The sequence below is a fragment of the Paenibacillus sp. J22P169 genome (assembly GCF_059691995.1).
In genome coordinates, this window is the sequence record NZ_JCAUAO010000014.1 from 114,113 (window position 1) to 129,778 (window position 15,666).

The 15,666-nt window shown below is 50.7% G+C and carries 16 protein-coding genes; 1 reads left to right on the forward strand and 15 read right to left on the reverse strand.

What is annotated here, in order from left to right; translation table 11 throughout:
• Window positions 1-11: 11 nt before the first annotated feature.
• The 13 genes from AC58QG_RS33860 to AC58QG_RS33920 all read right to left on the reverse strand — a co-directional run bounded on the left by AC58QG_RS33860 (window position 12) and on the right by AC58QG_RS33920 (window position 13,938).
• Window positions 12-686, reverse strand: coding sequence for a nucleotidyltransferase family protein (locus AC58QG_RS33860; protein WP_497366417.1), 675 nt, complete (start codon window positions 684-686; stop codon window positions 12-14).
• Window positions 680-1,693, reverse strand: a complete 1,014-nt coding sequence (locus AC58QG_RS33865; protein ID WP_497366418.1) for an XdhC family protein — start codon at window positions 1,691-1,693, stop codon at window positions 680-682. Before AC58QG_RS33865 ends, AC58QG_RS33860 begins: the two co-directional genes overlap by 7 nt.
• Window positions 1,694-1,771: 78 nt before the next feature.
• The gene (gene ggt / locus AC58QG_RS33870; RefSeq protein WP_497366419.1) at window positions 1,772-3,367 is read right to left on the reverse strand and encodes a gamma-glutamyltransferase; all 1,596 of its coding nucleotides are present in this window, start codon (window positions 3,365-3,367) and stop codon (window positions 1,772-1,774) included.
• 2 nt (window positions 3,368-3,369) lie between these two features.
• On the reverse strand, window positions 3,370-4,605 hold the full coding sequence (locus AC58QG_RS33875; RefSeq protein ID WP_497366420.1) for a pyridoxal-phosphate-dependent aminotransferase family protein: 1,236 nt from the start codon (window positions 4,603-4,605) through the stop codon (window positions 3,370-3,372).
• Complete coding sequence (locus tag AC58QG_RS33880) at window positions 4,592-5,884, reverse strand: Zn-dependent hydrolase (RefSeq protein WP_497366421.1); 1,293 nt, start codon at window positions 5,882-5,884, stop codon at window positions 4,592-4,594. Before AC58QG_RS33880 ends, AC58QG_RS33875 begins: the two co-directional genes overlap by 14 nt.
• Complete coding sequence (gene allB, locus AC58QG_RS33885) at window positions 5,877-7,268, reverse strand: allantoinase AllB (protein WP_497366422.1); 1,392 nt, start codon at window positions 7,266-7,268, stop codon at window positions 5,877-5,879. Before allB ends, AC58QG_RS33880 begins: the two co-directional genes overlap by 8 nt.
• Window positions 7,269-7,326: 58 nt before the next feature.
• On the reverse strand, window positions 7,327-7,683 hold the full coding sequence (gene uraH / locus AC58QG_RS33890) for a hydroxyisourate hydrolase (protein WP_497366423.1): 357 nt from the start codon (window positions 7,681-7,683) through the stop codon (window positions 7,327-7,329).
• Complete coding sequence (gene pucL / locus AC58QG_RS33895; RefSeq protein WP_497366424.1) at window positions 7,680-9,149, reverse strand: factor-independent urate hydroxylase; 1,470 nt, start codon at window positions 9,147-9,149, stop codon at window positions 7,680-7,682. The genes uraH and pucL overlap by 4 nt, the downstream gene beginning before the upstream one ends.
• A gap of 31 nt (window positions 9,150-9,180) precedes the next feature.
• Window positions 9,181-9,351, reverse strand: coding sequence for a hypothetical protein (locus tag AC58QG_RS33900; RefSeq protein WP_497366425.1), 171 nt, complete (start codon window positions 9,349-9,351; stop codon window positions 9,181-9,183).
• Window positions 9,352-9,720: 369 nt separating this feature from the next.
• Entirely contained in the window at window positions 9,721-10,206 is a 486-nt protein-coding gene (locus tag AC58QG_RS33905) for a nucleoside deaminase (protein ID WP_497366426.1), read from the reverse strand.
• Between the two features lie 62 nt (window positions 10,207-10,268).
• Window positions 10,269-11,198 (reverse strand): ABC transporter permease, encoded by a 930-nt coding sequence (locus AC58QG_RS33910; RefSeq protein ID WP_497366427.1) that lies wholly within the window; start codon window positions 11,196-11,198, stop codon window positions 10,269-10,271.
• A gap of 86 nt (window positions 11,199-11,284) precedes the next feature.
• The gene (locus AC58QG_RS33915; RefSeq protein WP_497366428.1) at window positions 11,285-12,406 is read right to left on the reverse strand and encodes an ABC transporter permease; all 1,122 of its coding nucleotides are present in this window, start codon (window positions 12,404-12,406) and stop codon (window positions 11,285-11,287) included.
• Window positions 12,403-13,938: an ABC transporter ATP-binding protein gene (locus AC58QG_RS33920; RefSeq protein ID WP_497366429.1), complete on the reverse strand. Its 1,536-nt coding sequence runs from the start codon at window positions 13,936-13,938 to the stop codon at window positions 12,403-12,405. Before AC58QG_RS33920 ends, AC58QG_RS33915 begins: the two co-directional genes overlap by 4 nt.
• A 33-nt stretch (window positions 13,939-13,971) precedes the next feature.
• Here AC58QG_RS33920 and AC58QG_RS33925 point away from each other — a divergent pair, with 33 nt between their 5' ends.
• Window positions 13,972-14,154: a hypothetical protein gene (locus AC58QG_RS33925; protein ID WP_497366430.1), complete on the forward strand. Its 183-nt coding sequence runs from the start codon at window positions 13,972-13,974 to the stop codon at window positions 14,152-14,154.
• Between the two features lie 13 nt (window positions 14,155-14,167).
• Here the strand turns inward: AC58QG_RS33925 and chrA are convergent, their stop codons facing one another.
• Together chrA and chrB are read right to left on the reverse strand one after the other, a co-directional pair.
• The gene (gene chrA, locus AC58QG_RS33930) at window positions 14,168-14,704 is read right to left on the reverse strand and encodes a chromate efflux transporter ChrA (RefSeq protein ID WP_497366431.1); all 537 of its coding nucleotides are present in this window, start codon (window positions 14,702-14,704) and stop codon (window positions 14,168-14,170) included.
• Window positions 14,701-15,291, reverse strand: a complete 591-nt coding sequence (gene chrB / locus AC58QG_RS33935; protein WP_497366432.1) for a chromate efflux transporter ChrB — start codon at window positions 15,289-15,291, stop codon at window positions 14,701-14,703. The genes chrA and chrB overlap by 4 nt, the downstream gene beginning before the upstream one ends.
• Window positions 15,292-15,666 lie beyond the last annotated feature (375 nt).

Sequence of the window (15,666 nt, forward strand, 5' to 3'; positions counted from 1 at the left end):
TTATATGTCATTTAATTTAACATAACTTGATGCTTAAATATGTCTCTAGCCTCTTCATATCGCTGGACTGTATCAATATCCATAAATACCAACGATTCTGCCTCGATGATCTGCCCACGAAAAGCGGGTAAGCGAAACAGCACTCGCGCGCCTGCATCTCCTTCTAACGCCGCAATAGCCGACCACATCCCGCTCCCCAGAATGGCAGGCGGTTTAGGTGTTCCATCATCACCGCTAGCAACGAAGTCATAACCAGCCTCCTGGTTGAAAGCGTCAATCAGACCCTCCAACATCGAACCCTCAATAAAAGGCTGATCGGCCAATATAACCATGACACCATCAGCCCCCAACTCTTCAGCCACCTGAACACCAACTCGAAGTGAATGCGCCATGCCCAGTCCTGCATCCGGACACACGACCACTCGGCATCTGCCACCACTCGCGTGCTGACTGCGTGCCTCTTCCGGCAACCAAGTCAGCGTATCTCCTTCGCGTACAACAACAATCACCTGCTCTAACTCCGCGCAGGCGAGCGCCTTCAACAGCGCTATACCCCCGAGGCTGATGCCAGTTGCCAGCTCAAGGGACTGTTTCGCAGTCCCCATGCGTCGACTACTCCCTGCCGCTAAGTAGACACCAACCAACTTTTTCTTCACTGGTTTCACCATCTTCACCGGTTTCACCATGAGCAGAAGCTTTGGACATCCCGTCCATGAGCTAAAGGGGATGACCAAGAACCCGCTTCATGTTTTCCACGTTTGATCGCAATCAGCTCAGCTGCAATGCTGATCGCATTCTCAAACGCACCCTCGGAGCCGATATTTAAACCGATTGGCGCATGCAGCCAGTCAGGACGTTCGAAGCCTTCCAGCATTTTGGCCGTACGCTCCTTGGAGCCCATAATTCCGAGATATTGTAAGTGAAAGGCCATAATCCCTCGGAAAAAGGCCGTATCCTTCTCGAACTGGTGACTCATGATCACGACATAGTCTCGCTCATTCAGCGCAAGCTTTTCGACTAATGTCTCAGGAAATGCAACCATTGTTTCTACACCAGGAAACCGTTCTGCGTTGCAGAACGATTCACGCCAGTCCGCAACAACCACTCGAAAGCCGCTGCTTGCAGCCATTTGAACGAGCGGAACCGCATCCAGATTCGCACCGAACACGATGACTCTTGGCTTTGGCATAATGAGGGTACTCGTCAAAAAGCGAAACGGCTCCCTCATAGAAAGTGCAGAAAGCCCCTGCTCATCTATACCTGATCCCCGTAGCGCATACCTAATATCCGAATACCCATCGGTATAGGTGCGAATGAGCTCCACAGCTTCACCTTGATCTAATCTATTTTTCACCACCAGCAGGTTAACCAACAGCTCTCCGGAAAGCGGTTCTAGTAAAATACGAATCAACCCGCCGCACCCAATCGTCTCCCCCCAACCGAAGTCATCGGCTGGCCTCATATCGTACTCGACTAGTTGCGGCTTTTGCGATTCCCACACGCCTGGCACGTAAGCAGCAAGGTCCCCTTCCAAACACCCCGGAGAAATACTCCCCACCGTGCTTCCATCTGCCATTAACAGCATGACAGCTCCTTGCTTGCGATAAGCGTGGCCTTCCACATGAATCACTGTTGCTAATACACGTGCTCCCGTATTACTTTCCACAGCTTGCAGAATGTCATAGGCCTCCATCGCTCATCGCTCCTTCTTTATATAGCTGCTTACACTAAAACTAATTCCATGCATCTCTCCACTTGCCTCGTGGGCCCACTACCAGCCAATCGCTAACCCATCACCACGCGGATCCGCAGCACCACTCATAAAACCATGCTCATCAATGACAATGCCCTGCGCTTGCCCCATAATGCCATCCCACGACTTCACGGGTTCCACACGATGACCCCACTGCTTCAATCTTGCATATACCTCAGGTTCAAGCCGATGCTCCAGCTTCAGCGCATCCCCATCTTCTCCCCAAGTACGTCCGTATACCCAACGCGGAAGCGAAATGGCCTCCTGAATCGATAAACCATAATCCAATACCCCCGTGAGTATCGAAAGCTGCGTCTGCGGTTGACCTTCTCCACCCTGCGTGCCGAACAGCATATAAGGCTTTCCAGCCTTACTTACCATAGCGGGCATCAACGTATGGAATGATCTTTTGCGTGGTTCCAACACGTTCGCGCATGCAGGATCGAGCGAGAAAAAGGAGCCCCGATTTTGCATAATAATGCCTGTATCTCTAGGAACGTAAGCTGCTCCGAAATCGAAGTATAGACTTTGGATAAAAGAAACGGAATTCCCCTCTTCATCTACAACCGCCGCATAGGCTGTATCCTGACCGATCGCTGGCGAGTGATGCTCACTGACTTTCAATGGATTTGCCTGAATGTCATGCCAAAGCTCCTGCGCGTACGATTTGGACAACAGTCTTTCAAGCGGGATGTCCCTAAAATGAGGGTCTGTCAAATAGCGATCGCGATCCTTGAACGCCTTCTTGATCACCTCCGACATGAGATGATAGAAATTAGCCGATGCCCTTGGTACAGCTGCCATATTAATATGTTCTAACATATTCATCATCATGAGCGCAGTAAACCCTTGCGAGTTCGGCGGCATTTGATAAATTTCATATCCGCGATACGTCGTCGATAGCAGCTCCACCCATTCTCCAGCGAAGCTACGGAAATCTTCTTCCTCAAGCAGCCCGCCATCCAGCTTCACGCTATCTATGATGTTCTGCATGAGCGAGCCCGTGTAGAAAGCATCTCTTCCTTCTTGCTGTACTAGTCTCAACGTTCTTGCCATGTCAGACTGAATAAGCCGATCACCTTCCTTCAAAAGCTCGCCATCTCGCATGTACAACGCACTAAGCTGCACAGAAGCCCGAATAAACGGCTCATCCTTTTGCATCCAGAACCGTAAATTGCGCGAGATCGGGAACCCTTTTTCTGCATAACCAATCGCTGCATCCAATAACCTCGCCCACGGAAGCTTACCGTGTTTTTCCCACACCTGCCACCAAGCATCCACCATACCCGGCACTGTAATTGCGCTTAAAATGCCGCGCTTTGGAATCTGATCCATCCCTTGCTCTCTATAAAAATCAGGCGTGGCCTTCGCAGCTGACTTCCCGCTTCCGTTAAATCCGGTATATGCACCCGATGCCGCATCATACATGAGGAAAAAAGCATCTCCGCCGAGCCCCGTCATATGCGGGTAAACGACACCCAGGGTCGCACTAATGGCAATTGCTGCATCAAAGGCATTGCCGCCTTGCTGTAAAATTGCGCTCCCCACGGAACTAGCCAAATAATGCGGCGTAGCAATCATGGCTCTCTCTGCTCGTGGCATGATGTTTAACATGATTATTCCTCCCGTTTATGAGCATATACCGCCAGTGCAGCTTGCAGCGCCTTCCCTACCGAGATATCCACACCGTGCCAATGCAGTGTTGCTTCCAGCGCCCCGAGGACATGAAGCACATTCTTCTGATTACAACTAAAGCCCATCGTGCCGATGCGCCAAATCTGCCCCTTCAATGGACCGAAGGAGGAGGCGATTTCAATGCTAAAGCTGTTCAGCAGCATTGCACGTACAGCTTCTCCATCGACTCCATTGGGAATCCGTATACAAGTCACTACTGGTAGTTTACAGAGAGGATCCCCGTAAAGTGTCAATCCCATGGCTTGCAGACCAGCAACCAAAGCCGCTTCGTGACGCTTATGACGTAAGAATCGTTCATCCAGCCCCTCTTGCAGCACAATGCGTAATCCTTCACGCAGCGCATACAGCATCGTTGTAGCCTCGGTATGGTGATTTAGCCTCTTCGGACTCCAATAGTCCTGCAGCTGTCCCAGATCGAAATAGTTACTCGCTACGGCTTTAATCGAGGAAACAGGAGAGCCCTTCTCCCGCAGTCCACGCTCAATCGTTTTGCGGCGCAGCACCTTCGCCTCGACTCGATCGTTGTACGTAATCGGTGACATCCCCGATGGTACGGATAAACATTTTTGCGTTCCGCCAATCACCGCATCTAGCAGCCATTCATCTGTTTTCACAGGTACACCGCCAATGGTGGCTACCGCATCTACGACGAGAAGGGCATCCACTTGACGGCAAGCTGCTCCAATCCCATCGAACGGTTGGACACAGCCTGTCGACGTCTCTCCGTGGACCATGGCCACGATGGCTGGCCTCTCCCGCTCGATGGCTGTAATGATATCCACAGGGTCAAACACAGCGCCCCATTCTTTCTCAATAATCGTCACTTCAGCCCCACAGCGCTCCGCAATTTCTACAAGCAAATTTCCGAATCGTCCGTATATCGGAACGAGTACTTTATCTCCCGGCTCGATGATGCTCACCAACACTGCTTCAATCCCTGAACGGGAAGTCCCATCGATGGGAAACGCCCATTGATTGTTCGTTTGAAAAACCTCTCGAAGCATCTCCATCGTTTCATTCATTAACTCCGTAAACTCTGGATCGAACTGCCCTAGAATGGGATAGGACATTGCTCTCAGCACCCTTGGGTCAACCTCGACTGGACCTGGGGTCATAATCGTTCGAAGGGAGGGTGATAAATCTTTATAAGTTTTCATCTGCTTTTCCCCCGTAGCCATATTGATATAACACATGAACGAGCGTCTGGAATCCGACAATGAGATCCTCCGGCTTCGTGAACTCTTTGGGATTATGGCTAATCCCTGCACGACTTGGAACGAAAATCATGGCAGACGGACAAATCGGTCCGAACAACTGCGCATCATGTCCCGCTCCGCTTGGCATGTGGATATGCTCGTAGCCATAGAAATCGCAGGCAGCCTCAATTTCTGCCGATATCCCGCTATCCATGGCCACTGGTAAGGCATTTAGATGTTCCACCGTATCTATATGAAGTTCTCTTCGCACGGCGATTTCCATAAATCTCGCTAGCAATTCTGCGCGAAAAGCCTCTATCTTCCGTTCATCAGTATGTCTAATATCCAACGTAAATTCGACCTCGCCTGGCACCACGTTCGATGTTCCGCGCTTCACTTCTAAGCGCCCAACGGTAGCTACCAAAGGTTCGCCCTCCGCAAGTGCCATCTTTTCTGTCAGCGCGACCATTTCGGCGGCAGCGGCCAGCGCATCTTTGCGCATCGTCATCGGGGTCGTTCCTGCATGATTCGGCGTTCCCGTAACTACGACCGTCATTCGAATTTGGCCTACAATGGCTGTTACAACACCAATTTGCTTCTCTTTAAATTCAAGGACTGCGCCTTGCTCGATATGAATTTCAATATAAGCCCCAATGTCATTCCTTTTCGCTGGATAGGGCTGATTCTGCGAGGTTTCAAAGCCCGCCTGCTCCATCGCTTCAAATAATGTTACACCTTCCGGATCGGCAAGTCCTGTGCCTTCAGCTAGCGAGAGTACCCCTGTCACATGACCGGAGCCCCAATAAGCCAATGGAAAGCGACTACCCTCTTCCTCGCAAAAGGAGACCATCTCCAAGGTCCGTTTCGGTGTCCCGTACACGGCCTTCAAATAGCCAAGCGCCATCATGGATGCGATGACGCCATAGGCTCCATCGTATTTCCCTCCGTTTTTGACGGTATCAATGTGTGAACCTGTGAGTATCGGCTTTAACGAAGGGTCCGATCCTTGCAATTTGCCGTACACATTGCCGATTTCATCAAAATCTGCCTTGAGCCCCATGCTTTGCATGTTGTCTATCAGTGCTAATTGCGCCTTGAGCCAGGGCTCCGCATACAAGAGTCGGGTCACGCCGCCTTTTGGATCGGCGCCAAAAGTCGCCAGCCACTCCAACGCTAGCAGCATACGCTCCCCATATTGAGCTAGCATTTCTTCCTGTGGATGCTGTTTCATTTTAGCCATCTAGCCCGCCTCCGATCGATGCACTGTGACGCAACCAAGCTCCCTCTAACGCTGCTCTAACACCTACACCTCGTTCATATACCTTAACTCCCCGCAGGAAGGTTGATTTCACGCTGCAGCCAAACGTTTTGCCCACATAGGGACTCTGCTTATGGCGATACAGTAAGTCACTCTCTTGCAGCGTATAGCTCGCTGCCAAATCCACCAAAGCTAGATCCGCGTCAGCCCCTATGTCTATTTCCCCCTTGCGAGGATATAAGCCAAAGCGCTTAGCTGGCTCTAGTGCTAGCATACGAGCAAGCTCCGGCAGCGGAACCTCTCTGCGGAGATGGCCTTCGTGCAACATGAGCTCCAGTGAGCTTTGTGCCCCTGAGATGCCTCCCCATGATGCAAAGAAGTCACCCTGTTTCATGTGCTTTGGCGAAGGGGAGTGATCCGATGCAATGATGTCGAATCTCCCTTCCATTAGCTCCGCCCACAAACGAGCCTGATCTTCCGCCGTTCGTATCGGTGGCGCGCATTTCGCAACGGGTCCGAGGCGTTCCACCTCCACGTCTGTTAGCGCCAAATAGTGCGGGCACGTTTCCACGGTAACATCCAATCCTTGAGCCTTCGCTTCCGTGATCACCTGTACCGCTTCTGCAGAGGAGATATGTACGAAATGCAGCTTACAGCCTGTCTGCTTCGCATAACCCAATGCACGGTTCACTGCTTCCACTTCGGCGGCAATCGGCCTTGTCGCGATGAAGTCCAAGGCGCTGCGTTTGCCTGCTCGCACAGCCTCAGCTGCGAGTTTGGAAACGATCTCCTCGCTCTCAGCATGAAGAGCGAGCACTAGACCCAAGCGAGCGATTTCTTTCATGCCATTAAATAACGTGTCGTCATCCACTTCCGTAAAGATATCTTCACCCTCTCCGCCTGGGCACGACATAAAAGCTTTGAAACCAATCACGCCAGCTTGAGCAAGCGCCTTCAACTCGCTGATATTGCCGGGAACGAGACCGCCCCACAGGGCATAGTCTACGTAGGATTGACCTTCGGCTGCTCCCAGCTTCATTGCTAACGCACTGAGTCGAACTGTAGGCGGGACCCCATTTAACGGCATATCGATATAGGTTGTGCATCCACCAGCAGCTAGCGAGGCAGAGCCTGTGACGAACCCTTCCCAATCGCCAAGGGCAGGTTCATTAAAATGAACATGCGCATCGATTATCCCAGGGAAAATTGTTAAGCCTTCTGCGTCATAAACAGGAGTCTGCTCCGAGAACACGAGGTTTTCGTCTAGTGATGCAATTTTGCCGTCCCGTATCCCGATGTCTAACTGCCGACACTCATCTTGCAAGACCACAGTCCCTTTGCGAATGATAAGATCCAATCGATTCATCCTACGAAACCCTCCCTCGAAGCTCTCTGTCTATTCAATTAACGTTGATTTCTTTGCACTAACTCCCGCGATAAGTGTTATACCCCCAGGGGGCAATTAATAAGGGAACGTGATAATGCATCGTGCTATTGGCAACACCGAAACGAATTGGTACTTGATCTAGAAATGCTGGCTCTGGAAGCTCCACACCTTTCCCTCTGAAGTAGTCACCAACATGGAAGAGAAGCTCATATGTGCCTTTGGTAAAATCATCCCCACTTAGCATTGGCCCTGGCAGCCTGCCGTCTGTATTCGTAACGTCGGAGCGAATGAGTTCGGCTACGCTTCTTTCAAATCGGAACAAGTCGATCCTCACTCCAACCGCCGGTCGGCCGCTGCTAATATCCAGCACGTGCGATGTAATCCCTACGCTCATAGGCCCTCCAGATCACGCTTTGTCATCGAAAAGCCCTGGAAACCATACGGCGGTCTAGGCTCTGTAAATACCTTGCCTTCCCCAATAGAAACTTCCTCCAGAATCGTTTCCCACGTCCTGTTGTTGGACTCGAAGCGAATCTCTTTCAGCTGCGGGAAGCGCAGTAACGAACGTTGCCCGATACGATAGATGAGGTTTTGGATTGAGGGCGAATGCTGCTCATGGAATACGGTATGCGCAATGTCACGGATTTGCTCAGCGGCTACGTAGTGCCCTAGATCGGCATCGAAGGCATCCTCAGCTGATTCATAGGCCCATGCTATGTCTAAGAATATAAACAGAGGGCGATCCGACGATTCTGGCAATGTCGTGTACTCATCCCGAACAAAACCAGCAAAGGAACTTCCTTTGACTTTGATCAGCTTTAGATCGGCTATGCCAGCAGAGTGATCTGCGAGGACGATATCGTCTGCAACGCGAACGAGCTCCACGAATGCGGTTGGGTGTTCATTTTGTGAATAGCGGTACACCAAATCCCCTGCTTCGAAGCCACTTGAACCTGGCACCGGCAACGTTTCGAATGCCACCTGATCTGCACTCATTTTGATCCCCGTCATCCAAGGATACTTCTCTAAAAAGAGCCGGCTCGCGAAAGCTAGAAACCCTTCTGCCGTAGCCCCCTCATACTCGCCTGCTTTGCGCAGGATGAAGTTCTTCATCGAGTCAGTCGCTACAACGTTGGTGTTATCTCCCTTGCTGAACGATGTAAACAGCTTCTCACCGCTCACCGCTACCTTGATATTCATGCCGAACAGCACATTATCTCGCCCTGTGAAACCCGATTCCGGAATCAGCGTGATATTCGTGAGCGGCTTCGCGTAGGAACGATAGACCCAGACATCACCTTTCCCGTAGTACATGATTCTCTCTCCGCCCTTCGCTTGTTCCATTGCTTTCTCCTCCGTTTCATTCAATACAATATCTGCCAGGCGAAAACATCCAATCTTACAAACCTCTTGCAGTGCTGTAAGCAGCTCCACTTCCGGAGCTCCTTGTATACGATGTCGTAACGCCTCGCGTATCGTGTCTTTGGTTTGCCCCTTCACTGCCATGATAAAAGGGAACTGGAATCGGTCCGTATACTGTTTATTTAAAGAAAGAAATTGTTCGTATTCTTCAGGGGTTAACTGGTTTAGACCTGCACCTGACTGCTCCTGGACGGAGTGATCGGTCATCCTCACACGTGTACCCAGATCGGGGTGGGCCCGAAGCAGCGCCAGCTGCTCCTCACGGCTAGCTCTCTCTACCTCTGTTTCAAGGGCACTAATCATGTCCTTGATTTCGGCAAAAGGCCGAGATCCTGATGCTCGCTCTGCCACCCAAGGCGAGTGTTCAAATAGCGGACCAAACACTTGAACAAATGCCTCTTGATCCATGTCATTAACTTGCTTCCGTGTGATCTTCATAACCCCGTCACCTCGATATCCATCTTAAATTTCATGCATTCTTTTCCAAGATTTGTTCCATTGTAAATGCGCCATCCCTATGGGTCAATTTATATGAAAGAAGTTTGTAATCTTTCATAACAACGTTAAGTTTTTTTGTATTTTTGCTAAAACCCCCTCCATTACTTCTCCAACTCCCACTCACTACCGCCAGCATCTCCACCTCCAGCCTCCCCATCTCTCAATCCTCACTACCTTATCACTTCCCCACCTGCCCCCCTCACCACCGCACGCATCTCCACCAACCCAGATAACTTTACCTGTATAAACTACAGTTAATTTCCTCGAATTAGATGGTTCTGCAAGGATAACTGGAAAACATGCAGGTAATTTCTTGGAATTTTGAAGAATCGGGCTAAATGTTGAAAATTAACTGTAGGAAATACATCTAATTCATCATATTCGTGAAATATGGCCAAATTAGATGGAGAAATCCAGTTAAATTCCGAGCCTTAAGCGCTTCCGGTCTTGGGTAGCCCCCAACCCACAAAAAAAGCCACCAGGACAACAAACCTCCCAGTGGCTTCCCATTTTAATCCCAGTACCCGCTATGCGCAGCGACTGCCGCTTCTACAACCTCAGGAACAGGACCGATCACTTGGATCGGCTTGTTCCCTCTGGCAAAAACCTCACGACAAGGCAGCATCAACGTCGGATTCTGCTCATGATCACCTGTGAGCCCTGCGAGCATCGCTTCCGACATGCCGAAGATCACGCGTCCCACGTTGCCCCAATAGATCGCTCCCGCGCACATGGCGCACGGCTCGGTTGAGGTATACAGCGTACACGCCCACAGCTCTTCCTTGCTATATCGCTTGGAGGCTGCCTCCATGAGCATCGTTTCCGCGTGCCCCGTACAGTTCGATTCGGTAATCTCAACATTGCCATGCTCCAGCAGAATTTCGCCAGTTGGTCCCACAAGCAACGATCCGAACGGCGTATTGCCAGCTTTTCTCGCTAGCAGGGAAAGCTCTACACATCTTGTTAAATAAGGAATATGAACCTCAAATTCACTCATGGTTTGCCCTCCTAATACTCTTTCTCCTAGTTCTCGCTTTTCCTCTAGTTGTCACCTATAAACTAAAACCTTTGCTCCCGTATATAAGGCACACCTAGCGCCTCAGGCGCACCGGATGGCTTATTTTTATTCCTCCAACCGAGGAACATCAGCACCAGAATAGTGACGACGTACGGAATCATTTTCAAAAAATAAGAAGGAATATGGCTGCCGATCAACTGCACACGGAATCCCAGACTATCCAACACGCCGAAGAAATACGCGCATACCAGGGCACGAATTGGATTCCATCTCGCAAAAATAATGAGCGCCACCGCAATCCAACCACGTCCAGAGGTCATCCCTTCATTCCATGTCGGTGTATATACAAGCAGCAAGTCAGCGCCACCAATCCCGATCAGCATCGAACCCACAACAATGCACCCGTAGCGAATTGCGATCACAGGGATCCCCATCACGTCCGCCGTAGCCGGATTATCCCCAACTGCGCGAAGATGAAGCCCCCATGATGTACGATGAATGAACAAGTGCATAGCCAGCACGAGCACGAAACTTAACCATGTAAACAAATCCATATGGGCAAATATTTTGCCAATCACCGGCACTGGCTCCAGCCACGGCATATCGAGCTTAGGCACCGCACCCACAAGCGGCTGACCGCTCACTGGTTTCCCTAAGTACGCGCTAAGCCCTGCGCCGAATATCGTCATTGCCAACCCGCAAACAACCTGATTCGCATGCAGCGTCACGCATAAAAATCCATGAAGCAGCCCAAGTATCCCACTCACCGCAAGTACACACAAAATTGCCAGTACTAAATTTCCTGTATGTATGAAGACGAGGCACGAGGTCACCGCACCCATTAACATCAAGCCCTCAGCCCCTAGCTGCATGATGCCTGATCTTTCGATCAAGATGCCGCCCAATACAGCCAGAAGTAACGGTGTACCCGAAGAGATCGCTGAAACAATAATTTGTGTGATCGCATCCATCTCCTACACCCCCTTATTTAACCGTTCATTAACATCATTAACTAAAAGTCAGCATAGTCCCCCCAGCCATCTCACACCCAACTCGATCAGCTGTTCCGACGAATACGGAATTTCCCTGCCATCCCCCCAGCAATGAGGAAAAACAGGATCGCCCCTTGAATCATCGAGGACATGGAAGGCGGCAGCCCAATCGTTTGCACACTATACCCGCCGACAATGAGCCCACCAAAAAGCACCGAAGCGATCACAAGCCCAATCGGATTCAGCTTCGCCAACCAAGCTACAATAATGGCCGTGTACCCATACCCGGGAGAGATTCCATACATGAGACGGTGCGCTACCCCAGATACTTCCCCCATACCAGCAAGCCCCGCCAATCCGCCGCTAATCACCATCACCAGCAGCACATGTCTGGAAATACGAATACCAGCATTTTTAGCCGCCTCACTATTGGCACCGATCAACCTCAGCTCATAGCCCCACCGCGTATATCGGACAACGAAGGCATAGATCAGCACAGCGATGATGGCAAAAATTAGCCCTACATGCAGCCGCGTTGCACCAAAGGTCGGTAAAGACTGTGCAGCTGTAAACATCGGAGATCCCGGGAAGTTAAAGCCTTTTGGATCTTTCCACGGCCCGAAAACCACATAATTCAGCGCCAGCAACGCCACATAGTTAAGCATCAACGAGGTAATGAGTTCATTTACTTGAAAATAGTTCCGCGGTATCGCCGTCAGCAATCCCCAGAAGCCGCCGGCCACGATGCCCGCGACCATCATAGCAGGAATCGAGAGGTACATCGGCAGATGTGGAAAATAAACCGTAATCGCCGTAGCCGCCATCGCCCCTGCCACAAACTGCCCCTCTGCACCGATGTTCCATACGGAGATGCGGTAGGCAATCGACACGCCTAGCCCGCAAAGAAGCAAAGGAATCGCCTTCACTAACGTTTCAGTCAATCCAAAGGTGGAGCCGAAGGCTCCCTTCACCATTTTCCCGTAGACCATGAACGGATTCATGCCATTCAACGCGATAAAAATCCCACAAGCCACCAACGCCAATACGATGGCGATGATCGTTACCCACCAAGGGCTATTCGCCCCTGCAGGATCGATTTCCAAACGATACGGTAAACGGAACCCAGCTCCGCGCTTCGGCACTTTATTTTCGATCGGAATGCTGCCTGCTGTTCGTTGTTCACTCATCCTGCATCCTCCTCCGATCCCGCCATCAGCATACCGATGTGCTCGCGGCTCGCCACTTCCCTCGGCATATCCCCGACAATGCGCCCATCGTACATGACCAGAATTCGGTCAGCTAGCTGCAGCACCTCATCCAAATCCTCCGAAATGAGCAAAACAGAGCGACCCTTGCTTCGCAAATCCTCCAGCAGTTGATACACACCTTCGGAGGCGCCTACATCGAGCCCCTGGGTCGGGTGCACCGCAATCATGAGCTTCGGACCTTTGTCAATTTCCCTGGCAAAAAGCAGCTTCTGCTGATTCCCACCTGACATGAATTGAACTGGCGAATCGATTCCCGACGTTTTCACATCGAACATCTCAATCAAACGCTGAGACCAACTCCGATTGCTCCCTGTTCGCAGCAGACCGAACCGCGACCGTTCTGACGAACGATACGTTTTGAACAACAGATTATCCACCGAGTCCAAGCTCCCCGCGAGACCACTGCGCATCCGATTCTCCGGCACATGTCCGATTCCCAGCTCAATCGCTGTCCGTACCGAACCATTCCGCATCGCCTTTCCGTCAAAATGGACTTCCCCTTGCTTCCAAACGCGCAGCCCGGTCAGCACTTCTGCCAGCTCCTTCTGCCCGTTCCCGGAGACGCCTGCAACACCAACAATCTCCCCTTCATTTACCTGAAAATGAAGTCCATCCAGCACTTTGCGTCCATGGTCCGCATAGACATCCAGTGCCTTAACCGTGAGCATCGGCTTCTCCTTCGCTCGCGTTCTTTGTTGCGCGCGGCCCGCCAGGCTCATCTCACCTACCATCAACTGCGCAAGCTCACGCTCGCTCGTTTCCGATTTCGCCATCGTCGCAATCATCTTGCCCTTGCGCATGACCGAGATATGATCCGCCGCGAACATCACCTCTTTGAGCTTATGCGTCGTCATAATGACCGTTTTGCCTTCCTTCTTCATTCGGTCCAGCGTCTCAAAAAGCTGATCAACCTCTCCCGGTGTCAACACCGACGTTGGCTCATCTAGAATAATAAAATCCGCTCCCCGATAGAGCGTCTTTACAATCTCCACTCGCTGCTGCTCACCAACAGATAGCTGCCAGATGGGCCGATCTACGGGAAACAGCAGCCCAAAATGCTTCGAAATCGCCTCAATTTCCTCCGATTTCTTCGACAACCAGCTGGGGCCGCGCCAGAAAGAGCTAGCTTCCCCAAGCACAATATTCTCCGCAGCCGTCAGGGTTTGCACGAGGCGGAAGTTCTGAAATACCATGCCGATCCCCAGCTTCATCGCATCCTTCGGTGAGCGAATGCGCACCTTCTCGCCATGTATGTAAATCTCCCCGCTCGTAGGTCGGTACACGCCGGACAGCATGCACATCATGGTGCTTTTGCCCGCACCATTTTCGCCTAGCAGCGCATGAATCTCTCCTGACCTCGCTCGGAAATCCACCTCATCATTCGCCAGCACGGATCCGAACTGCTTAACGATTTGGACCATCTCAACGGCATCTTTCTCTTGTACACGCATAGGTCCCCGACCTCCTTATCTACTCACCCTGATATGAGAAAACAGCATCTCCCCAGTAGGGATTTGCTGTTTCAGGATTCCGATATCATCGATCATTTCACGTCTATCCCTCTCCCATCACTATACGGTCCGCCCATCTCGGGCGTCAATAAACATGACACCAAATTTGGTGTCGTAACGAAAAGAGGCGCAAGCTTTGTGCTTAGCGCCAAATAAATGTGAGATTAGATTACGTGGACAGAAAAATCCCACCATATACGAACCCCGCAAGAATCACAAAAGCAGGATGTATCTTACGCATTTGTATCAAATAAAACGCCACTGCCGCGATCCCGAAAAACTGTAGATACCCGATCACTTTCGTAGACTCCACCAAGCTGCTCCAAGTAACCAGCACCATCATGATTGCAATGACCGGCTGAACCAGCAGCGTCATGCCTTTAATCACAGGGGATTGCTTGTATTTCTGCAACATATTCAGCAAAATAATCAGTGCAATGATCGACGGAACCACCGTTGCCGCTACCGCAATAAGCACGCCGATCCAGCCGCCGATTTGGTAGCCGACGTACGCGGCGATTTTCGTCGCAATCGGCCCCGGCAGCGCATTCCCCAGCGCTAACATATTGGAGAACTCACTGCTGTTCATCCAGCTGTGATTCGTCACGATCTCTTGGAACATCAGCGGAATGGATGAAGGCCCACCCCCATAGCCGAACACATTGGCTAGAAAGAAACTAACGAGCAAATGCCACCAATCCATCATACGCCATCACCTTTGCCAAGCGTCTTCTTGCTCTTCATCCACTTGTCCTTTAGCTTGTGATGGAAAGCTCCATATAGGAGGAACATGAATATCACGATAGCTGGGTGCACCGATAAAGGTTGTAGCAGCAGGAATGCTATGATGAAAAAAGTAACCCCCGCTGGCCAGCCTAGGCCCTTAATTGCCTTTTCACCAAACTCATACGCCATCACGCCTAACATGACCGCAACAATCGGCACCACGGCTGCAATCATGCCCTTGATCACATGCGACGTGCTGAAAAACGTAATAAACGAATACAACCCCACCATCGCCACGCAAGTAGGTAAAATATGCGCCAAAACACCAAGAAGGGCCCCCCATCCGCCTTTCATCCGATAGCCTAGGTAGCCTGCCAGCTTCGTCGCGATCGGTCCCGGCAGCGTATTCGCAATCGCGAGCACCTCCATGAACTCTTCATCTTTCATCCACTTAAAACGCGTCACCGCTTCATACCGAATCAATGGCACAATTGACGGCCCGCCGCCATATCCCAAAATCCCCGTCCGAAACATCGCCGTCCCTATCTGAACATAGGCGTTCTCCACTATGTATCACTCCCATTCCATCGTTGTTTCAACCTAAGAAGTAAACTAAGCTTTATTGTATTATAAAATGAAGCCAAAAATTAGGATTCTCCTTATATTTTGTGAAAATAACGAAGTTTTTTGGAAATCTTGGGACTTGGCTAGAAGCCCCCCCAACGACTCCCAACCTTTCACCCTCGACATACTCGCTCTCTCCATCGAATAAATGGATTTTGTACAGTTAATTTCGCTACATTTGGCAATTTTATTAAACTAGATGGATTTATGCACTTAGAATTAATAGTGGACGTCTCTTAGTGTAGAAGTAATAATAACCTTAACTATTAACTAAGAGGTGTCTGTCCATGAGCGAATCAAGACAACGATATAATGAGA